This window comes from Lebetimonas natsushimae, assembly GCF_002335445.1.
GTDB classification, from domain to species: domain Bacteria; phylum Campylobacterota; class Campylobacteria; order Campylobacterales; family Nautiliaceae; genus Lebetimonas; species Lebetimonas natsushimae.
Genome location: NZ_BDME01000006.1, coordinates 70701 through 91623, shown reverse-complemented (window position 1 = coordinate 91623; position 20923 = coordinate 70701). Strand labels below are relative to the sequence as shown.

At 29.3% G+C, this 20923-nt stretch carries 20 protein-coding genes; 6 read left to right on the top strand and 14 right to left on the bottom strand.

Features of this window, described 5'->3' with window-relative positions; translation table 11 throughout:
- Positions 1 to 14 precede the first annotated feature (14 nt).
- Positions 15 to 1823: a sensor histidine kinase gene (locus LNAT_RS07475; RefSeq protein WP_096259979.1), complete on the bottom strand. Its 1809-nt coding sequence runs from the start codon at positions 1821 to 1823 to the stop codon at positions 15 to 17.
- Between the two features lie 106 nt (positions 1824 to 1929).
- Here LNAT_RS07475 and rpsO point away from each other — a divergent pair, with 106 nt between their 5' ends.
- On the top strand, positions 1930 to 2205 hold the full coding sequence (gene rpsO, locus LNAT_RS07470; protein WP_096259977.1) for a 30S ribosomal protein S15: 276 nt from the start codon (positions 1930 to 1932) through the stop codon (positions 2203 to 2205).
- A gap of 9 nt (positions 2206 to 2214) precedes the next feature.
- On the opposite strand, the gene LNAT_RS07465 is transcribed toward rpsO, so the two are convergent.
- The 3 genes from LNAT_RS07465 to LNAT_RS07455 are packed head-to-tail and all read right to left on the bottom strand — an operon-like array spanning position 2215 to position 6035.
- Positions 2215 to 2646 carry a hypothetical protein gene (locus tag LNAT_RS07465; protein ID WP_096259976.1) on the bottom strand — a complete coding sequence of 144 codons (432 nt, stop codon included), beginning with the start codon at positions 2644 to 2646 and terminating at the stop codon, positions 2215 to 2217.
- Positions 2643 to 3932 (bottom strand): histidinol dehydrogenase, encoded by a 1290-nt coding sequence (hisD, locus tag LNAT_RS07460; RefSeq protein WP_096259974.1) that lies wholly within the window; start codon positions 3930 to 3932, stop codon positions 2643 to 2645. Before hisD ends, LNAT_RS07465 begins: the two co-directional genes overlap by 4 nt.
- Before the next feature lie 36 nt (positions 3933 to 3968).
- Positions 3969 to 6035, bottom strand: coding sequence for an EAL domain-containing protein (locus tag LNAT_RS07455; RefSeq protein WP_096259972.1), 2067 nt, complete (start codon positions 6033 to 6035; stop codon positions 3969 to 3971).
- Positions 6036 to 6113: 78 nt separating this feature from the next.
- On the opposite strand from LNAT_RS07455, the gene LNAT_RS07450 reads away from it, so the two are divergent.
- On the top strand, positions 6114 to 6839 hold the full coding sequence (locus tag LNAT_RS07450; protein WP_096259970.1) for an ABC transporter permease: 726 nt from the start codon (positions 6114 to 6116) through the stop codon (positions 6837 to 6839).
- On the top strand, positions 6823 to 7269 hold the full coding sequence (locus tag LNAT_RS07445) for a YaiI/YqxD family protein (RefSeq protein WP_096259967.1): 447 nt from the start codon (positions 6823 to 6825) through the stop codon (positions 7267 to 7269). Before LNAT_RS07450 ends, LNAT_RS07445 begins: the two co-directional genes overlap by 17 nt.
- On the opposite strand, the gene gpmA is transcribed toward LNAT_RS07445, so the two are convergent.
- Complete coding sequence (gpmA, locus tag LNAT_RS07440; protein ID WP_096259965.1) at positions 7261 to 7950, bottom strand: 2,3-diphosphoglycerate-dependent phosphoglycerate mutase; 690 nt, start codon at positions 7948 to 7950, stop codon at positions 7261 to 7263. The two genes, LNAT_RS07445 and gpmA, sit on opposite strands and share 9 nt — an antisense overlap.
- A 15-nt stretch (positions 7951 to 7965) precedes the next feature.
- Positions 7966 to 8448 (bottom strand): stationary phase survival protein SurE, encoded by a 483-nt coding sequence (locus tag LNAT_RS07435; protein WP_096259963.1) that lies wholly within the window; start codon positions 8446 to 8448, stop codon positions 7966 to 7968.
- 37 nt (positions 8449 to 8485) lie between these two features.
- Here LNAT_RS07435 and surE point away from each other — a divergent pair, with 37 nt between their 5' ends.
- The 3 genes from surE to LNAT_RS07420 are packed head-to-tail and all read left to right on the top strand — an operon-like array spanning position 8486 to position 11113.
- Entirely contained in the window at positions 8486 to 9256 is a 771-nt protein-coding gene (surE, locus tag LNAT_RS07430; RefSeq protein ID WP_096259961.1) for a 5'/3'-nucleotidase SurE, read from the top strand.
- Complete coding sequence (locus LNAT_RS07425) at positions 9253 to 10500, top strand: YcaO-like family protein (protein WP_096259959.1); 1248 nt, start codon at positions 9253 to 9255, stop codon at positions 10498 to 10500. The genes surE and LNAT_RS07425 overlap by 4 nt, the downstream gene beginning before the upstream one ends.
- Positions 10490 to 11113, top strand: coding sequence for a tRNA threonylcarbamoyladenosine dehydratase (locus tag LNAT_RS07420; protein ID WP_096259957.1), 624 nt, complete (start codon positions 10490 to 10492; stop codon positions 11111 to 11113). Before LNAT_RS07425 ends, LNAT_RS07420 begins: the two co-directional genes overlap by 11 nt.
- On the opposite strand, the gene LNAT_RS07415 is transcribed toward LNAT_RS07420, so the two are convergent.
- From LNAT_RS07415 to rsmH, 8 genes are all read right to left on the bottom strand, one after another.
- Positions 11110 to 12198, bottom strand: coding sequence for a TRAP transporter substrate-binding protein (locus tag LNAT_RS07415; RefSeq protein WP_096259954.1), 1089 nt, complete (start codon positions 12196 to 12198; stop codon positions 11110 to 11112). The genes LNAT_RS07420 and LNAT_RS07415 overlap by 4 nt on opposite strands.
- 65 nt (positions 12199 to 12263) lie before the next feature.
- Positions 12264 to 13379 (bottom strand): calcium:cation antiporter, encoded by a 1116-nt coding sequence (locus LNAT_RS07410; protein WP_096259952.1) that lies wholly within the window; start codon positions 13377 to 13379, stop codon positions 12264 to 12266.
- 1 nt (position 13380) lies between these two features.
- Positions 13381 to 13908, bottom strand: coding sequence for a pimelyl-ACP methyl ester esterase BioV (gene bioV / locus LNAT_RS07405; RefSeq protein WP_096259950.1), 528 nt, complete (start codon positions 13906 to 13908; stop codon positions 13381 to 13383).
- A complete protein-coding gene (locus LNAT_RS07400) occupies positions 13895 to 15364 on the bottom strand; it encodes an AAA family ATPase (RefSeq protein ID WP_096259948.1) in 1470 nt (489 codons plus the stop codon). The genes bioV and LNAT_RS07400 overlap by 14 nt, the downstream gene beginning before the upstream one ends.
- Positions 15351 to 16568: a tRNA (N(6)-L-threonylcarbamoyladenosine(37)-C(2))-methylthiotransferase MtaB gene (mtaB, locus tag LNAT_RS07395; RefSeq protein WP_096259946.1), complete on the bottom strand. Its 1218-nt coding sequence runs from the start codon at positions 16566 to 16568 to the stop codon at positions 15351 to 15353. The genes LNAT_RS07400 and mtaB overlap by 14 nt, the downstream gene beginning before the upstream one ends.
- Positions 16569 to 16574: 6 nt before the next feature.
- Entirely contained in the window at positions 16575 to 19661 is a 3087-nt protein-coding gene (locus LNAT_RS07390) for an efflux RND transporter permease subunit (RefSeq protein ID WP_096259944.1), read from the bottom strand.
- 49 nt (positions 19662 to 19710) lie between these two features.
- Entirely contained in the window at positions 19711 to 19986 is a 276-nt protein-coding gene (locus LNAT_RS07385) for a hypothetical protein (RefSeq protein ID WP_096259942.1), read from the bottom strand.
- Between the two features lie 9 nt (positions 19987 to 19995).
- Complete coding sequence (rsmH, locus tag LNAT_RS07380; protein ID WP_096259940.1) at positions 19996 to 20895, bottom strand: 16S rRNA (cytosine(1402)-N(4))-methyltransferase RsmH; 900 nt, start codon at positions 20893 to 20895, stop codon at positions 19996 to 19998.
- Between the last annotated feature and the right edge of the window lie 28 nt (positions 20896 to 20923).

The following is a 20923-nucleotide window of genomic DNA, read 5'->3' as shown; positions in this document are numbered from 1 at the left end:
AAATTATACCCAATTTATTTTTTTCTATTAAAAGAAATTATATTAATTATTCCAATTTTTGTATTTTTTATTTCCAAGGTAGCATTAAAATATTTTTCTAAAATTATTTTACTAATATATAAACCAAGCCCACTGCCAGAATCTTTTGTTGTAAAATATGGTTCAAATATTCTTTCTAATATTTTATTATCTATTCCTCCAGCGTTATCCAAAATATAAATTTTTTTTATTTTGGATTTTAAAATTATTTTTATTTCTTTCTCATCTTGATTTAAAAAAGCATCTTTAGAATTGTTTATCAGATTCAAAACTACCTGCCTAAATTGATTTTTATTCCCTTTTATATAAAAATCCTCTCCTTTAATAATAATTTTTATACCTTTAGATTTTAACTGGGCATCAATTAATTCTATCGTTTCAAATATAGCTGATTTAACGGAAAAATTAACAATATTTTCGGTTGATTTAAAAAAATTAATAAAATTATCAATTGTTTTAGACATAAATTCTATAATTTTTAAATTTTTATTTATTAAGTTTTCAAATTTCTCATTATCTTTAATATCGGGTAATACCTGTAAATTAAGAGCCAATGCATTCAAAGGCTGCCTCCACTGATGGGCAACAGCACCTATCATTTCAGACATTGCCAAAAATTTAGAATGATTTGCTAAGAGTCTGTCTTTTTTTTGTATATCTTTTACCGCCTTATCTATTCTTTTTTGAAGTTCTATATTTAATTTTTCTTTTAGTCTGTTTTTATATATTAAAATAAATATGATTAAAATCAAATAAACTATAAACAAAATTACAAAAATTAATTGATTTTTATATTGTTCCCAAATAGTTTGAGGCGCATTTACATAAATAGCTTCTTTATATCCTAAATCATATGCATTTACTCCAAATTTTTCTAAATTCAAAACATTAAGATACATTTTATTGGCTTTTTCAAAAGTAAACCCTATATTATTTATTTTTTCACCGTTTAAATATTTTTTTACTTTAACTGCAGCAATTTTACCCTGATTTTTAGAATCGTTTACCCTGCCGCCTACAATGTTTGAATTTTTAATGTTTGTAAGTATATCGGTATGCACGATAATTGGTCTGTTATAAATTTTTGATAATAACTGTATTGCTTTTTCATAAGAAATATGTTGTTCGTTAAAAATAAAACTAAAAGGATTAATAAGCATCATTGCTGAATTTTTAGAAAAATTATCTTTAAAATAATACAGAATGTGACTTAAATATTTTTCATTAATATAAATAAATTCGATATTTTTAAAATTTTTATATGCTTTTTTATACTGATTCATAACAATTTTTGCAGAAGTAGAATCATCCCCCACTACATAAAAAGTTTTTAAATCCACGATTTTTCTGGCAAAATTTAAATTTACAAGTGGTTCTTTTTTTTCAAAAACACCGCAAAACCTGTTTCTATCTAAAATATTAACCAAATCCAAATTATTAATACCGGCAAAAAATACTTTGGCATTGATAAAAATAGGAGAATTTAAATGCTCTCTTACAAAATTTAAAGCATTATCATCTGTAACAATTACAATATCAAAAGGTATTTTTCTATATTTTTGAAATAAATATTCATATAAATATTTAAGTCTTTTAGGTGTCGGTCTAAATATTTTAGTATCCATAAATTCAATATAAATATTTAAATCTTTATTTTTTAATTCTTCCAAAATTCCTTGAAGTTCATTCCTTGTCCATTTTAATTTTACTGAATATGAATTTAAAATTAAAACATTTGTAGCAAAAGAAAAACTAATTAAAAAGAAAAATATCAGTTTTTTCATACAATCCTTTTTTATATAATTTTATCAAAATTTGCATTTTTGCAGAAAAAAAGATATACTTTCATTCTTAGTTTGAAAACTAAAATTTACCAATCAGGAGGCTAACATGGCTTTGGATTCGGCGAAAAAAAGAGAAATTATCGCTAAATTCGGAAATAATGAAAATGATACTGGAAGTCCTGCGGTTCAAATCGCACTATTGACTGAAAGAATCAATCAAATTAACGAACATTTACAAACACACAAACACGACCATTCAAGCAGATTAGGTTTATTAAAATTGGTTGGACAAAGAAAAAGACTTATGAGATATTTAAAAAGAAAAGATCACGATAAATATCTTGAAGTAATTTCTGCACTTAATCTTAGAGATAGAGTTTAATCTCTATCTTTATCTATTTAAACATTCTTTTTCTATTTTATTTAATTGATCTTCAAAATCTTTATTTAATTTTACTGTTTTATTATGAAAAATATCAAATAAAACTTTACCTCTGTTTTTATGTGTAAGTATTAATTTAAAAAAATCAAATGCTTTATCTGGAAACTGTTTAACTTTAAAGTTTTCATTAAAATATTTAAATGCAAATACTAAATCGTTAATATTAGATTTTTTATTTCTAGCAATTTCTATTAAATTTTCAATTGAGAGCTGCTTTTTCTGATTGTTTTTTTTTAATTTTTTATCTTTTTTAATTAATTTTGCAGTTATTAAAACAAATATAGTCGTCAGTAAAAAAAAAGAGAGAAGAAAAATCAAAAAAGCAAGAGGAGTGTTTGGAAAAAAATTTTCTATAAAATCAAATGTGTTAAAAAAATTCACTTAAGTCTTTCAAGAACTGATTTCTGATGGGCTGTAAGTCCTTCGGTTTTGGCTAACAAGGCACAATCTTTTCCCATTTTTTCAATAGCTTCTTTTGAAAAAGAAATAATTGAACTTTTTTTCATAAAAATTTCAACGTTTAATGGAGAATAAAACTTGGCACTTCCGCCTGTAGGCAATGTATGATTCGGCCCTGCTATATAATCACCTATTGGTTCTGGAGTGTTTTCCCCTAGAAAAATTGCCCCGGCATTTTTTATTTTTGGTAAAAGCTCAAATGGGTTTTTAGTTACCACTTCCAAATGCTCAGGAGCAATTTCATTCATAAGTTCGATTGCCTCATCTATATTTTTACAAATAATTATTGCACCCCTCTCTTCAATTGATTTTTCAGCTATATCTTTTCTTTCAAGTTCTTCTAAAAATTCATATATTTTTTCTTTAGTTTTAAGAGCAAGTTTCTCTGATGGGGTTATCATAATAGAACTTGCCATTTCGTCATGCTCAGCCTGAGATAAAAGATCTATTGCCATATAATTCGGTTTTGCACTTTCATCTGCAATAATTCCAATTTCACTTGGTCCCGCTATCATATCAATATTCACTTCCCCGTATACTAGTTTTTTAGCTGTTGCTACAAAAATATTGCCTGGACCTGTAATTACATCAACTTTAGGGATAGTCTCTGTCCCATAAGCCATTGCTGCAACAGCACTTGCCCCTCCTACTTTAAATGCTTTTGGCATACCACAAATATACAAAGCAGCAAGCAGTAACTGATTCGGTTTATTTTCAATAACAGGGGTAGTTACCACTATTTCTTCAACACCCGCAACAATTGCCGGAATAACATTCATTAAAAGACTGCTAGGATAAAATGCTTTACCACCCGGTACATATACACCGGCCCTTTCTACAGGAGTTACTTTCTGTCCAAGAATTGTTCCGTTATCCTCAAAAGTCAACCATGTTTTTGGAAGTTGTTTTTCATGATATGCTTTAATTCTGTCATATGCTAAATGCAAAGCACATTTTAAATCTTCGTCTAAATTTTCATATGCTTTTTTCATATCATCTTTACTAATTACTAAATCATCATCTTTTATAGGAGTCCACTTATCAAATTTTGAAATATGTTCAAATAATGCTTTATTTTTTCTTTCTCTTACTTCATTTATAATATTTTTCACAATATCTTCCACATTTTCAATATCCATTTTACCACGCTTTAAAATTTCTTCAAATTTAACTCTGAAATTTGCCGCATCTGTTTTTAAAACTAACATATTAAACCTTTTTTTTAAGAATTTTATCAAAATATTTTATATATCTCCTTTTGGAGGAGAAAAATAATATCCCTGAAAATAATCAACATCCAATTTTTTTAGATATTCAAAAATTTCTTTATTTTCAACAAATTCAGCAATAACTTTTATATTCATCTCTTTTGCAAAAGAAACTATTGTCTTTACAATAATTTGGGAATTTTTATCATTCAATATATTTTTTATTAAACTTCCATCAATTTTAACCCCATCAGGATGCAATTTGATTAAGTAATCAAAATTAGAATAGCCGCTTCCAAAATCATCAATATATATTAATGCGCCTGTAGTTTTAATTTCATATAAAAAGTTTTTTACTAATTTATTTCCCCTGACATCTTCACTTTCAACTATTTCAAAAGTTATTTTTGATTTATCTCTTAATAAATTAAGTTTTTCAAAAATAAAATTTCTCATTTCCCTTTCTTCTATATCTTCAAGTGTCAAATTTATTGAAACGGCTGTATCTTTTTCTATAACCTTTTCAATGGCTTTGTTAACTACCCTCTTTGTTATTTCTAAATAATATCTTGATCTTTTAGCAACATCTAAAAAATAAAAAGGATTTACCACTTTTCCATTCTCATCTATTAATCTGACCAAAGCCTCATATTTGACAATGTTTTTATTTTTATCTACTATTGGTTGATAAAAAGGAATGATTTTATCATTCTTTAATGCCCACTGAAGTTTTTTAAGCCATTTCAGATGTTCTTTATATTTATCTAAATTTTCTATTTCACTGCCAAAAACTATATCTTTTTTAAGTTCTTTTGCCATATCAAGTGCAATATTAGCTCTGATATAATCTTTTTTATATAAACTAACGCCTGCTCTAAATCTGACAATTATCTTATTAGAATCAATATTATAAGGCTCTTCCAAAAAATTAATAATATCTTCTATAATTTCTTGCAATTCTTTTTTAGAAATTTGTTCATTTTTAAATATTAAGGCAAATTCATCTATATCAATGTGATAAAGTTTAAAACTATATTTTTTTCTTAAATTTTTAAGTCTCAGCGCAATATTTTTTATTAATTTATCACCTATTTCACTGCCAAAATAAAAATTTATTTCTTTAAATTTATCTGTATTAATCAAAACAATGGGATATTTTTTTTCACTTGCCAATTCCAAAAATTTATTCCTATTCGGCAGATTAGTTAATGGGTAATAATAGTATTTATAATAAATATAACCCTGATATTTTTTTAGTTTAAAAAATGTTTTGTTAATCTGATTTTTCAATTCTTTAAATTCAATAAATTTCATTTGATCTTTTAATATAGGATATCTACCCTCTTTTGTAAATTTAAAATGTTCTAAAATTTTATAAATGTCTTCCTGAATTTTTTCATTCACTTTAAAAAATATTAAAAGGCCGGTTATAAAAAAAAGTACTCCTATTCCTATTATAATTGCAAAAATTTTATTTACATTCATTATTACTTTTTCATAAGGAAAGACTATAGAAAGAACACCTCTTACATCACCTTTTTTGTATCCAAAAGCCCCGTTTCCATAAATTTTAACAATTTTTTTATAAATATCGGCGGGCACATCTTTATAAGGAATTCCGTGACATTTAAGACAAGATTTTTCTATTGTAAGTTTTTTAGCATAAAAAAAATACTGTTTGTTAAAATTTTTATCAGGTTTATATGTTTTATAATATTCATTTTTATCTTTATATTTTTTAAAATATTCTATAGCTTCTAATTCAATATTGTTCGGTTTATCCAACGGATTTCTGTAATTATCCGATACCTGTTTTATATAATAAATTTTATCATCCCTTAATTTCTTGGCCACCTGATCTGTTACATAAGCAGGTGTAAGTGCAAAAGGCGATAAATTTAAATCCACTATTTTGACTTTCGGAGCCACAAAAGATATATAATGTCTATAATAAATAATTGTTTTAGCCTCAAGCCTTGCTGCTGTAAGCTTTTGTTCCACAACTATTTTAGTAATAACATAATACAAAATCAGTAGCACTATAAAAGCTAATATAAACCCTATTACAACTGTCTTGTGGAATTCTTTTCTGATACTTACCAAATTCAGCCCATTTTTTTACTATTATTATATCAAAATTAAAATTATTTTTTTTTGTTAAAATTCTAAAAAAGGACTTGATTGAAAATAGATATTATCATATACAGTTTTGTTTTAGTTTTGATACCTCTTTTTATTTCTTATAAACATAGACTCTATATAGAAAAAGAACTTTTTATTAATTCCATCAGGGCATTAATTCAACTCACATTATTGGGTTTTATTTTAGGAATTTTATTCAAAATTAAAAATCCTATTTTTTATATTCCCGTAATTTTATTTATGCTTCTTTATTCCTCTTATATTGCTAAAAAAAGAACCGGTTTTTTATTTTCAAGCGCATTTTATTCTATAAGTTTATCTACAATAATAATTCTTACCACAATGCTTTTATTAAAAATAATTTCCTTTAAGCCGTATGAATTTATTCCTATCTCCGGAATGATTATAGGAAATTCGCTTAATACATACACTCTGACAATTGAAAGATTAAAAAGGGAAATAACACTTCAAAAAGAACTTATTGAAAGTTTTATAGCAATAGGCGACACTTTGCAAAACGCTTTAAAAATTATGCAAAAACAGGCTGTAAAAGCGGCTCTGATACCAGTAAACAATATGCTGCAGACCATAGGTGTTGTTGCAATTCCCGGAATAACAACCGGTATGCTTTTAGCCGGCGCATCCCCATTAAAAGCCGTCAGTTATCAAATAGTAATTATTTATATGCTTGTAAGTATCAATACTTTTTCAGCACTTTTTGGAAGTTATTTCTTTATTAAGGTAAAAAATGAAGCTTTTAATTGACGCGGATGCCTTGCCAAAAGCAATAAAGCCAATAATTTATAGAGCAGTAAATAAAAGAAAATTAAAAACTATTGTAGTTTCCAATAAAAAAATATTTTTTGACAAAAGCCCTTTTATAGAATATATCGTGGTTTCTGAAGGTATAGACAAAGCAGATGATGAAATAGTAAAGCGCACAGAAAAAAATGATTTAATTATTACCGCCGATATTCCTTTGGCTGACAGATGCGTAAAAAAAGGGGCAGTAGCTTTAGGACACAGAGGCGAAATCTACGATGAAAATTCTATTCAAAATTTTTTAAGTATTAGAAATTTAATGGCCGAAATCAGGGAAAGCGGAGAAATTACTAAAGGGCCAAAACCCTTTAGCAAAAAGAATATTCAAAATTTTGCCAACAGTTTCAGCAAACTGCTTGATAAATTAATCTAAATTATAAACTTTTTTAATATGTAATGATTCGTCAAATTCATAAACTCTCGGTACACCCGTAGCAATTTCAAATTTAGGAATATCCTCATCACTTATTCCGTCAAGCTCTTTTACCATTCCCCTTATCGTATTTCCATGCGCTGTAATCAACACATCTTTTCCTTCTACAAGAAGCGGTGCCACTCTTTCATGAAATGCTGCCATAGCTCTTATTTGATTGTCTTTCAGACTTTCTGTATTTGGAATAAGCTCAATGGGGAAATTTTTGTATTTAGGGTCAAATCTAGGGTGTCTTGGATCATCTTCACTAAGCGGCGGAGGCGGAACGTCATAGCTTCTCCTGTAAAGCAAGAATTTTTCCTCTCCAAGTTCTTGTTTAACTTCATCTTTATTTAGACCTGTTAGCGCCCCGTAAAATCTTTCATTAAATCTCCAGTCTTTAAGATGGTCTATCCATAATAAATCAAGCTCTTCTAAGATAATAATCCCAGTTTTTATAGCTCTTTTTAAATATGAAGAAAAACAGACATCAAAAGCAAATCCGGCATCTTTTAGTTTCTCTCCGGCTTTTTTAGCTTCTTCAATTCCCTCAGGCGCCAAATCCACATCCACCCAGCCTGTAAATTTATTAAGTTTATTCCACTCACTTTTTCCGTGTCTGACTAAAACCAATTTTGCCATATCCATCCTTTAAGTTTAGTTTTGAAATTTTATCAAATTTTTCTTGCCTCTTTTAGCCCATTCAACTAATTTTACAATAGAAAACTTTAAATCAAAATCCCTGCTAATCATTGGAAAATATATTTTTTTATCAAAAGCTATAAAATAATTTTCATCAAAATCGGGTTTTATTTTCCTCTGAACGATGAGATAAGTAAGTTCATTGTCTAAAATTCTGGGAATCTCTTTTTCAATACAAACACCTATTTGCTCCCTTAAAAATCCATTTAAAGAATTAAGATAATTCAGCACGATATCAACCCACTCTAATTTTTCACCTCTGTTATTATATATATCAATGTCGTTAAAATCATTTAACATAATATTTTTACTCCAAACACCTAAATCATAATTTTTGAGTTTTTCTTGAAATTTTTCAAAATTATTTTCAATTTCACTAAAAGGCATTTCAAAATTTGATAAAATCTTAATATCAATATCGTCTCTTAAATATTTCATTATGAGCCTTTTTATAAAATTATACCAAAGGAAACAAATGCCGAAAATTCTGATAACAAATGACGACTCATACGAAGCTAAAGGACTTGAAGTTTTATATAAAGCCATGAGGGAAATAGGAGACCCTATCGTAGTAGCACCCGCTCATCCCAAAAGTGCCTGTTCCAAATCCCTTACAATCACCAAACCGCTTATGTTTAAAAAAATTAAAGAAAATTTTTATAAACTAGAAGACGGTACCCCAAATGACTGTGTTTATCTTGCTTTAAATGAATTTTTTAAAAATAAATTACCCGATTTAGTAGTGAGCGGAATTAATCACGGTGCAAATATGGGAGAAGATGTAAATTATTCCGGAACTGTAGGAGGAGCAACTGAAGGAGCGATTCATGGAATAAAATCTATTGCATTTTCCCAGGTTTTAAAAAGCTATGACAATCCTCCCAGCAAAATAGACTGGGAAAAAACAAAAGAAATTGTAAAAGATATTGCCCTAAAAGTTTTAGAAAACAAAATTACACTCCCTCATAGAAAACTTTTAAATGTAAATATTCCAAACACTAAAAAAATAAAAGGCTATCAGTTTACAAAACTGGCATACAGAATTTACGGTAATGAAGCCCATAAGCATATAAATCCAAGGGGCGAGGAATATTACTGGCTTGGACTTCATCCCCTAAATTTTAAAGAAGAAAAAGGTACTGATTTCTGGGCTGTTAAAAACGGGTATATTTCAATTACACCGATAACTTTGGATATAACGGATTATAAATTATTAGAGCAATTAAAAATGAAAAGTGAAAAGTGAAAAATTATAATTTATTTTTTGAAAAGTTAAATTTAGAATATTTTTATGAATTTAAGCAAATAAATGATGTTTTTACTTGTGAGCTTAAATTAAAAGATATCCCCTTTATCTCTTTTGGAAAAGGGGGAACTCCAGATCTTGCCCTGCTCAGCGCACAGGGTGAAATGGCAGAGAGAATACTGACACGCAATTTTTTTGAAGAATATTATGTAAATAATCTATATCCTGATGTAAAAGAAGGTGAGTTTTTAAATAAAGAGCTGAAACACTTTTATAAAATAGACTCTCTCCAAAAAGAAGAACTAATTGATTTTAATTCAGATTCTTTTGAAATACTCTCAATCCCGTTTTTAAACAGAGACACAAAAGAAAAAGTATATTTTCCCATAAACCTAATTCAAAACCTTTATGCAAGCAACGGAATGGCTGCCCATTTTGACATAATTGAAGCTTATAAAAATGCTAAAGCTGAAATAATTGAAAGGTTTGTAAAATTTGAAGTTATAAAATATGCCCTGCCCCTTCCTAAAATAGACCATCCTCTTAATTCAAAAAATATTCAGATTTATGATTCCTCTCTTGGTGGTAAATACCCTGTAATGGCGGCTAGTTATATAGAGGATGATAATATCATTTTAGCTTTTGGATGCGATATAAACCAAGAAAAAGCTATTAAAAAAGCATATTTTGAACTGCTTCAATCAGGGCTAAATAATTTTGGAAAAATAATTGAAGATATAGAAGATGTAAGAGACAGATTTAATTTAATTAACCATTTTATAGATTTAAGCGGAAATGTACATAAAAATTTTTTAAAAAGACCTCTTTTTGAAGTATGTAAATGGAATTTTGCAAACTACGACGTATTTAATAAAAAAGAATATTTTAAAATTTATAAATGTTGCGGTATTTTTGCACTGCAGGTTATAATTCCCGGAATCAGCGAGATTTACCCGATTGAAGATTTAATTTACAATAATATCAACTATCCCAAATTTTTCAGAGATAAAATTTTAAATTATCAAAATTATGAAAAACAGGAAATAAACGATTTAATAGAAGAAATATCTCTTTTGTATCCTTTTACACAGATTGATTCATTAATAGGAATTATTGCAAAAGAACCTTTATTTATAGACAGATTCAAAGAAATAATTAAAAACAATCAAAAAATTGAATTTTCCGATAAATATTTGAATATCTTAAAGCTATCCCAAATTCTCAAGGAAAAAAATGAGGTATGACAGATGCAAAAAACTTTTTGGCAAATTTCATAAATTACAGGAACTTAAAATTTTAATAGCGGGAGTCGGGGGAGTCGGAGGATATGCCCTGGATTGTCTCAGCAGAAGCGGAGTTAAAAATATTACCATCATAGATTATGACAGATTCGATATAACAAATCAAAACAGACAAATCGGAAGTGAATTTACAGGACAAAAAAAAGTTGAAGTTTTAAGTAAAATGTATAATGTAAAAGGGATTGATTTAAAATTGACACCTGAAAATATCAAAGAACTTAATTTAAAAGAATATGATATCGTAATTGACGCAATTGATGATGTAAATGCAAAAATATCCCTTATTTTAAATGCCTATCCTAAAATAATATCTTCGATGGGCGCGGCTAAAAGAATAGACCCTACAAAAATTAAAATTGATTCGATATGGAAAACTAACACCGACCCTTTTGCAAAAAAAATAAGGGACAGATTAAAAAAAGAAAATTTCAAAGATGATTTTAAAGTAGTATATTCAATAGAAAAACCTATAAACTGCGATATGGGAAGTTTTGTTGGAGTTACAGGGGCATTTGGATTTGCCCTCTGTAGCGAAGTATTAAAAGATTTTGTTTAAACCACAATTGTTCCGCTGTCCCTCATATCAAGATACCATTTTGGAAGTGTATCTGTCCATTTTCTCATTACAGGCATATAAGATTTTATATTTTCATATACTTTAGCAAAATCTTTTGATTTATTAGCATATTCTTCATATAAGTTTTTAGCAGCCTTTTTAGCGGCTTCATTAACGTCATCAGGGAAATTACCAAGTTTAACCCCATATTCACCTTTAAGAATCTCTTGAAGTTTGACAGCGTTTTGATATTGAAACTCTGAAAATATTCTTGCATGCATTTCTTTAGTTGCAGCTTCAAGAATCGCCTGGTGTTCTTTTGGTAATTTTTCATATTTTTTCTTATTGAATGTCATTTCAAGCAGACTTGCCGGTTCATGCCATCCTGTATAATAATATTTTGCAACTTTATAGAATCCCATGATAATGTCCAGACTCGGCCCTACCCATTCGGTTGCATCAATTACACCTCTCTCAAGCGCTGTATAAATTTCACCGCCCGGAATATTTACAGGTTTTACTCCAAGTTTTGCCATAACTTCACCGCCAAGACCCGGAATTCTCATTTTAAGACCTTTCATATCGGCGAGTGATTTAATAGGCTTTCTAAACCATCCACCCATTTGGTTTCCAGTATTTCCACCTTTAAACGGCATTAGATTATATTTAGCATAAAGTTCTCTCCATAAATCCATTCCTCCACCAAAATCAAACCACGCTTCAAGTTCATCAGCGTTCATTCCAAAAGGTACTGAACTAAAAAGAGCAAATGCTATATTTTTACCTTTCCAATAATACGGACCTGAGTGAAAACCGTCAATTAAACCTTTAGAACAAGCATCAAATACACCTAAAGCGGGTACTAATTCGTTTGCACCAAATATTTTAACCTGTAAACTTCCGCCGCTGAGTTCTTTTACCCTCTCAGCAAACCATAATGCACCTTCACCCATAATTGGTAAAGTTTTAGGCCAAGAAAGACAAACTTTAAGTCTTGTAATTCTTTTTGCATACAGATTAGTTGTAAAAGCGGTACTGGCTACAGCTGTGACACCTGCTGCTTTTAAAAATTTTCTTCTATCCATTAAATCTCCTTTTTTAGGTTTTAACAATTAATTTTAGCACAAAAAAAGAAAAAAAATTAAAAAAATTAATAAAAGATTGCTATTATTGCGTAACTTAGAAACAGCATAAGATGCGAAAGTCCCTCCAGATAGTTTGTTTCTCCATTTTCAGTAGTCTTCCAAACAAGTAAAATAGTTAAAAGAAGTGCACCAACCTGAAGAGGAGAAAAATCAAGTGTAAATTTAACACCTACAATCAATGATAGGAAAATCAAACTTGGAACTGTTAAAAGTATTGATACTGTGCTTGCACCCATAGCAATATTGACGACCCTTTGCATTTCATCATTTTTAGCAGCTCTGATTGCTGTAAAAAGTTCAGGTGCAGCTGTCACAAAAGCAATTAAAATACCCACAAATCCAGCAGTTAAACCAAACTGTTTAAATACTTTTACCCCTTCATTAGCAAAAATTTCTGAAAGCATTCCAATTAACACTAATAAAAAAATTAAAAAAAGTATATTAAATAAATTGCTTTTTTTATCAAAAAAATAATTTTCATCCTCTTCCTCTATATATCTTTTAACCCTGCTTCTTTTTTTAAATTTAAAAAAATGAACATGTGTATCTGTCTGGAATCTGAAAATAAAAAAGTAATAGATAAAAAGTAAAACTGCAATAATGATACTTGCACTGTGTAATGCTTGATCGTCTGCATGAAAAGAAATTGTAGTTGGAACTAAAAGCATGGCAACCGAAACAAAAAGCACTGTGGTATAACTGGCAGATGTGTCTTCATTATGGACTTGCTCTTTAAAATTAAGACCGCCTACAAATACGGCAAGTCCCAAAAGTGCATTTAAATCAACTATAACCGTTGCTGCAATACCGTTTTTTACTGTTTCCATCACTTCTGGATGGTGTTTTGCCTCCAATACAACCATAAATAAAATTAAAATTTCAACCAAAACCGCACTGAATGTTAAAACCAAACTGCCAAAAGGTTCACCGAATCTTTCAGCTAGAATTTCAGCAATTTCTGAAATTGTAACAGCAAGACTACCTATACCAATTGCTGCAAATAGTGCAGCTAAAACTGTCAAATGCTCAAAATGAAAAAAAATAGCAAATACAAATGATGTAAATCCTACAAAAATATCCCAATATTCTTTTATAATATGCGACTTGGGCTCAATATCCAATTTAACTCCTTAAAAAATGATTTGCCTTTTTAATATAATAAACACTGGCATAATTTTTAAAAAAATTCTGCGCTTTTTTTAAAGAAATAATTTTATCAAATTCTCCCAAAAAAACCTCTATTTTTATATTTTTTAACTCTTTTATTTTTTCCCAGTTAAAAGTAAACATTTCATAAAGTTCTTCTTCTGTGCAACTATAATCAATTTCAATACCATTTAAATCCATTTTCCATTTTCCATTTTCCATTTTCCATTCACTAATCCCGGCTTTTGTCAAAAAAGTTTTTATATAAGAGAGTTTATCTTTTTTAAATGCATTTATATTCACATCTATAAATTTTTGATTTACATAAAAAAAAGCTGGTGAGAGAAGCTGCAGTTTATCTACTCTTTTATCTGTATTTAAAACATACTCAAGCGCTTTTTGCGCCCCAAAACTGAATCCGGCTACTACAAATTCACTTTCTTCCAAATAATCATTAAAAAACGCTTTATCATTTTTTAAACAAAAACCGCTAAAATATTTCATCTTTGATTTTCTTTATATCTTCTTTATGCACCACTTCGTTTTTTAGTAAAAATTCATAAACCTTTTCAATTAAGTCCTGGGTGGAAGTATATATACTTTTTACCTCCTCTTCTGCGTATTTTAAAATTTTGGCAATTTCCGCTTCATCACCTATTATACTATCTCCCATTGCGTAATCTTTTACCATTTTAACAGCCAAATCTTTTGCTTTTTTGATATCCATATGGGCGTTTGAAAATTTTTCCCTGTATTTTTCTTCCACTGCAATTCTTCCGGCAAAATATACCATTATTTTATTCATTATTTCCGTTTTTGAAATAATTTCCTTGTCTTCTTCTTTAAAATCGTCTTTGACAAGGGAAATTCTCTCAAATTCAACTCCCAGCCATTCTGCTATTACAGCCTTTGACGCCTGATAGTAGCTTAATATTTCTTTTTCTTTAGGATTATATGTCTGAAGTCTTTTTTTCCCAATTAAAACTTTATCTTTTACAGCATAAAAATCCTCTTCTTCGATATATCTTTTACCCCGCTTTAATGCATGAATACTTGCTTCATTTACCAAGCTTGCCAGTGCTGCCCCTGAAAATCCAACAGTCATTTTTGCAATATTTTCCAAATTCCCTTTAAACGGCTTACCTCTTAAATGAACCTTTAATATTTCAATTCTGTCGTTAAGTCCCGGAAGTTCCACAAACACCCTTCTGTCAAACCTACCGGGTCTGAGAAGCGCTTCATCCAAAAGTTCCACTTTATTTGTAGCACCTATTACAATAACCCCCTCACTTCCTTCAAACCCGTCCATTTCAGTTAAAAGCTGATTTAATGTCGCTTCCCTTTCATCATTTCTTAAATTTCCCCTGGCTTTCCCTATGGCATCAATTTCATCTATAAAAATAATACTAGGAGCACTTGCTTTTGCACGGGAGAACAAATCCCTAACCCTTTTAGCCCCAACACCTACATACATCTGTACAAAACTGCTTCCGCTTTGATAAAAAAACGGCACACCAGCCTCACCGGCAAGCGCTTTTGCAATTAATGTCTTACCGACACCAGGAGGCCCCACCAATAACACACCTTTTGGCAAATTAATACCAAAAGCCTTATATTTTTCAGGATTTTTTAAAAAATCAACAATTTCCACTAATTCTTCTTTTACCTCAGATATACCTGCAACATCTTTAAAAGTAACATTTGAAATTGTAGGTTTAATTACAAAATCTTTTTCAATTCCCGTATTCATTTCAACCTGTAGATGTTGAGGATTATTTGATGGCATAGATTTTCTAAGAAGAATAACAAACAAAATAAAAAATATTAAAACAATTACAACCGCCACAATCTGAGTTAAAAGTTCTTCGTAATTTCCCTTAAAAGCCCATGCCACCAAAAGTGCAAATAAAACACCGAAAAGAACAGAAATTATAATTTGATTTTTTTTAGATTTTTGCATAATTTACTTCCTTAACTTCATAATCTTTTACTTTCACCCAAGCTCCTTTTAAATTTCTATCACTTTTTATCTTCATTTTATTATAATATTCGTCAAACCCTACAAAATATCCGTCTTTTTTTTCTTCTATATGCACTAGAAGCGGCATTTTTTTGAGTCTGAAATTATAATTATTTTTTTTAACAATTTCTTCTATTTGCTTAGCCCTTTTTTTCGCCGTATCCCCTCTTACATCCTGTTTCATTTCAGCACTTAAAGTTCCGTCTCTTGGTGTGAATCTGAATATATGAATATGAGTTAAGGGATATTTTTTAAAATTTTCAAGCGCTTCTTGCCAAATCTCTTCGCTCTCTCCCGGGTGTCCTACTATAAAATCAGTCCCCAGTACAAAACCAAGACCAGCCAATTTTTCAAAAAGAGGAAGAGTATTTGAAACTCTATTTCTTCTTTTCATAATCCTCAGCATTCTGTCACTTGTATGCTGCAGAGCTATATGAAAATGTTTCTCTAAAACTGAATCGCTAGCAAGTTCTATCAATTCTTCATCTATTTGAGTCGGTTCTAACGAACCAAGTCTTATCCTTTTGATTCTATCTATTTTTATAATTTTTTTAATAAGTTTTGCAAGGGATGTGTTTGTATCTTTCCCATAACTTCCCATATTGATTCCTGTTAACACTATTTCACTTATTCCGTTTTGTGCCAAATATTCAATCTGTTCAAGTATTGTTGTTTCATCCATACTCCTTGAATAACCCCTGACTTTGGGTAAAATACAATAAGCACACTCAAAATCACAGCCTTCCTGGATTTTTACAAACGCTTTTGTCGTTGAAATATTTATTATTATTTTTTTATTTACAAAATTAAAATCTCCTAAATTAACACCTTTAAAATTTAAAAATTTATCAATTTCTTCTTTAAATTTATGCCCGAGTACTGCATCAACTTTGTGTTCTTCAAATAATTTTTTTCCCTGGGTGTATGCTCCGCATCCTGTAAATATAATTTTTTTATTTTGTCTTTTATTAATATACTGTCTCACATCCCTATCTGCAAAATTTGTAACGGTACATGAATTAATTATAATAATATCAGCTTCTTCTTCAGAATTTACAATTTTATCTTTTAAAATATTCTTCATAATTTCTGTATCATAAATATTACTTCTGCAGCCGAATGTTTTTATAAAAACCTTATTCATTTCCGATTATCCATTCTCCGTTTTTAGATTAATTTTTAATTTTTTATTTATTACAAAATAAAATACCGGCAGATAAAACAAATTAAGCACTGTCCCCCACATAATACCAAAACCAAGCGCAATTGCAAGCGGCTGAAGTATCTGGGACTGTCCATAGGGGAAAAACATTAATGTTATTAAACCAAAAAAGGTTGTAAGTGAAGTTAAAAGGATCGGTCTTAGTCTAAAAGATGCAAGAGTTAAAATATCTTCAAGTGATTTTGCTTTTTTAATAAAATCAATCATTACAATTCCGTCATTTACGACTACCCCTGCAAGCCCAACGATTCCAATCATTCCAAGCATTGTAAGATTCATTCCCATTATCATATTTCCCAAAATCACCCCCAAAAACGAAAGAGGTATTACAGAAATTATAACAAACGGTAAAAAGATGGAATTAAACATTAAAACCAAAACCAAAAATATAAGCAAGATTGCGACAATCATCGATTCTTTTATATTTTTCATAAATTCTCTGCTTTTTTTAGCGGCCCCTCCTATTAAAACAGTTAATCCTTTCTTTTTAAATTTTTCTAAAAGCGGATTTATTTTTTGATAAAAATCTTTGACGGTAATAATCTTTTTATTAAGTGTCGCATATACAGTTTTTGCACTTATACCGTCATATTTATGTATTTTTTTAAACTGCTTGATAATTTGAAACTCAGCAATCTTACTGAGATCTATATATTGATCTGTATTTGGAACATTTACCCTGAAATTTTTTAAAAATTCTAATTTATCTTTATTTTTATCATAAAATTTAAGCCTTATTATTCCATTTTCATCAAATGTTTTATCAAATTCGGCTTTTGCAAAATACGGTCTGATTTGAGAAAAAAGATTTTTTTGATTAAAACCTAATTTTTCTCCATATTGATTTATATTTATTTTAAGTTCACTCGCTCCCATCTCCGCATCATCATATACATTATAAACTCCTTTTATTTTATACATTTTATTTTCAAGCTCTTTTATTGCTTCTAAAACTTTTTTATTGTCACCTCCAAGGGAAATTACAATATCACTTTTTACAATCCCCGCCTGAGGCACGATTACATTAAGTTCTTTTAAACCTTTAATTTTTAAATTTTTCAAATCTTTTTTCATCTGCACAGCCAGCTCTTTTGCACTGAGTCTTCTTGTCTGTCCTGTAACTTTTATAGGTTGAAAAAGGGGGGCTATGAATTTATTATAAAAATCTTGAGGAACCCTGTCTTTTAAATCCACAAATATATGAAAATAATTTTCCCCCCTGTTGGCCTCACCTTTATTATTCATCTGCATTCCCACAACAGTGGTGAATCCTTCAACATTATCCCCAAGATATTTTTTTAAAATATGCTCAATTGGTTTTATAGCTTCCGAAGTCTCTTCGATGGTATAATTACTATCGAATTTTCCGTTTACATAAAGCTGGGATGTGTCAAAATCCGGAAAAAGCTGAAATTTTGAATGTTTAAAGCCAACAACAGTTAAAGCTGGCACGACAATTAAAAAAAATATTAAAGTTAAATATCTGTATCTAAAAAAGAAAAAAAGAATTTTTTTATAAAGTTTTGAAAAATTTTCCCAGAGTTTGTCTTTTTTGGAATATGCAACCTTTAAAATCTCTTTTGAATGAAGAGGCAAAAACACAAATGCTTCAAATAAAGATGAAAGCACTAAAACCGTAATCATTATAGGTAAAATTTTCATAAATTTACCTATTTCACCCTGAATCAAAAGCATAGGCAAAAATGCCAAAATTGTAGTAGTTGCGGATGCCATAACGGGCCAGAAAACTTCACTCGCCCCATCAACTGCAGCCGTTACCCTGTCTTTTCCCATGGATAAGTGTCTGTAAATATTTTCACCCACCACAATCGCTTCATCCACAATCATACCAAGTGCAATCAGCATCCCGAGCATTGAAAGCAGATTTAAAGAATAATGAAAATAATCAAGTGCTATTAAGGCAATAGCAAAAGATGTCGGAATTCCAAGAGTAACAACAATTGATATTCTTGCATTCAAAAAAATCCACATTACAAAAAACACCAGAATAAGCCCGAAAATTATATTACTTACAACCGTATTAAACCTGTTTCTGACCCATTTACTTGTATCTGTGGAAATTCCAAAAATAACCTCAGGATGTTTTTGATGATATTCTTTTAAAATATTTCTAATTTTATTTGACAAAGCGATAGCATCACCGCTTTCCCCTTTTCTTACATCAATTGTAAGTGTGGGCACACCGTTATATTTTCCAATCTGTGTAGGCGTGTCATATTCTTTTTTAATATCCGCTATATCCGATAATCTGATTTTTTTACCATTTATATCAATTATTGTGTTTTTTAATTTTTCAACATCAACATTAGCCATACTTATAAAAAAATGTTTACTTCCTTCAATATATCCCGCCGGAAAAATAGTAGACAAGGAAGAAATTATGTTATTTAAAACATTTTTATTAATTCCCAATGCTTCAATTTTTTTGGAATTTAAATCAATATAAATATTTTTATCGCTCTCTCCCCTTATATCAACCTGTGTTAAATCTTTTAATTTTAAAAGTTTTTTCTTTATTTCATCAGCTATCTTTAAAAGTTCGTCTTTATTTAATTTTTCACTTCCGACAGAAATAAACATTAAAGGAAACTTCTTTTTGGCAATAGTAACACTGGGAAGATCCATATCTCCAGGCAAATCTTTTTTCAGGTTTGAAACAATACTTTGAAATTCACTTAAAAGTTCATTTTTGTTACTTCCGGGCTTTAAATTTACTGTTATTAAAAAATTTCCATTAGACACCACACTTTCTATTGAATCCACTTCGGAATACGATTTTATATCATCCTCTATTTCATCCACAGCCATTTTATCAAGAGTAGAAGGAGAAGCCCCAGGATAGCCGCCCGTAATTAATATTTTATCAAGTTCTGCGGGAGGGAATAATTCTTTTGGAACATGTTTATAGGATAAAAACGCCGTAATCATAATAACTATAAATAAGGAATGTGTAAATGCGGCATTTTTTATAAAAAATTCTATAAATTTTTTCATTAAACCTCTTTTTTTGAAGCTATTTTAACATAGATATATAAAAAAAGAATTAAAAAGTAAGTCTTTGAAGTCTGTTTTTAAATTTAATTTTTTCTATTTTTGAAGTTAAAATAAACTGTTCTGCTTTTAGGGAATAATATTCGTTTAAAAGTTTGTTAATTTTTAGAGAATATGTATAAATGTTATTTGCAATATAAATTTTAGGAAACAAAATTGCTAAAGAAAATATAATTGCAAAAACTACATTTTTAACAAACGAAACAGATAAAGAATCCTCTTCAATTACTTTAGAAACTTCATCTAACAAAATTTCTTTTTCATTCATCCTTTCTCCTTAATTAAATAAAAACCCCCTGAGTTTAGCACTTCTGCTTCTTGGATTCATTTTTATTTCCTCTTTTGTAGCAGTAACAGGTTTTTTGGTAATAATTTTACCGAGTGCATGATTTCCACCACATTCGCATTTTATTGCTTCGGGCGGACATATACAGTTTTTAGACCATTCTCTAAATTTATTCTTAACAATTCTGTCTTCTAATGAATGGAAACTAATTATACCTAAAATTGTACCATTTATTGCAATATTTTTGGCATTTTCTAGCAAATTTTCAAGTTCATTTAACTCATTATTGACTTCTATTCTTATAGCCTGAAAAACTTTTGCCAGATTTTTTTTATCTTTAATCCCTACTTTTCCCAATATATCGGCAAGTTCACGATTTGATTTAATAACTCTGTTTGAAACAATAGCATTTGCGGCTTTTTTATAATTTCTAACTTCCCCATAATCTCTTAAAATTCTCTCAATTTCATCTTTTGGGTAATAATTGATTACCTCATACGCACTGAGTTCCTGATTTTTATTCATTCTCATATCAAGTGTGTCAGATTCAAAATTAAAACCCCTCTCTTCATTGTCAAGCTGAAACGAACTGACCCCAATATCTGCCAAAATTCCGGCAATATCAAGCCCTTTTAAATTTTTCAAAGCCTCACTTGCCCTTTTATTTACAAATTCAACCCTGTTAGAAAAAGGGGCTAATCTTTTTTTTGCAAAATTAAGGGCATCTATGTCTTGGTCTATGCCTATTAATTTGATATTTGGAAATTTTTTAAGGATTGCCTCACTGTGACCGCCGAATCCTAATGTACAGTCAATAAAATATCCTTCTTTCATTGGACAAAACAAATTTATAACTTCATTTAAAAGCACCGGTATATGAGGAGTTTGCATAATAACCTTTTTTTACAATTATACTAAA

Excerpts from the sequence above, each read along its gene's own strand:
- LNAT_RS07475 (WP_096259979.1), bottom strand. The coding sequence starts at position 1,823 with ATGAAAAAACTGATATTTTTCTTTTTAATTAGTTTTTCTTTTGCTACA.
- rpsO (WP_096259977.1), top strand. The coding sequence starts at position 1,930 with ATGGCTTTGGATTCGGCGAAAAAAAGAGAAATTATCGCTAAATTCGGA.
- hisD (WP_096259974.1), bottom strand. The coding sequence starts at position 3,932 with ATGTTAGTTTTAAAAACAGATGCGGCAAATTTCAGAGTTAAATTTGAA.
- LNAT_RS07445 (WP_096259967.1), top strand. The coding sequence starts at position 6,823 with ATGAAGCTTTTAATTGACGCGGATGCCTTGCCAAAAGCAATAAAGCCA.
- gpmA (WP_096259965.1), bottom strand. The coding sequence starts at position 7,950 with ATGGCAAAATTGGTTTTAGTCAGACACGGAAAAAGTGAGTGGAATAAA.
- LNAT_RS07435 (WP_096259963.1), bottom strand. The coding sequence starts at position 8,448 with ATGAAATATTTAAGAGACGATATTGATATTAAGATTTTATCAAATTTT.
- surE (WP_096259961.1), top strand. The coding sequence starts at position 8,486 with ATGCCGAAAATTCTGATAACAAATGACGACTCATACGAAGCTAAAGGA.
- LNAT_RS07420 (WP_096259957.1), top strand. The coding sequence starts at position 10,490 with ATGAGGTATGACAGATGCAAAAAACTTTTTGGCAAATTTCATAAATTA.
- LNAT_RS07415 (WP_096259954.1), bottom strand. The coding sequence starts at position 12,198 with ATGGATAGAAGAAAATTTTTAAAAGCAGCAGGTGTCACAGCTGTAGCC.
- bioV (WP_096259950.1), bottom strand. The coding sequence starts at position 13,908 with ATGAAATATTTTAGCGGTTTTTGTTTAAAAAATGATAAAGCGTTTTTT.
- LNAT_RS07400 (WP_096259948.1), bottom strand. The coding sequence starts at position 15,364 with ATGCAAAAATCTAAAAAAAATCAAATTATAATTTCTGTTCTTTTCGGT.
- mtaB (WP_096259946.1), bottom strand. The coding sequence starts at position 16,568 with ATGAATAAGGTTTTTATAAAAACATTCGGCTGCAGAAGTAATATTTAT.
- LNAT_RS07390 (WP_096259944.1), bottom strand. The coding sequence starts at position 19,661 with ATGAAAAAATTTATAGAATTTTTTATAAAAAATGCCGCATTTACACAT.
- LNAT_RS07385 (WP_096259942.1), bottom strand. The coding sequence starts at position 19,986 with ATGAATGAAAAAGAAATTTTGTTAGATGAAGTTTCTAAAGTAATTGAA.
- rsmH (WP_096259940.1), bottom strand. The coding sequence starts at position 20,895 with ATGCAAACTCCTCATATACCGGTGCTTTTAAATGAAGTTATAAATTTG.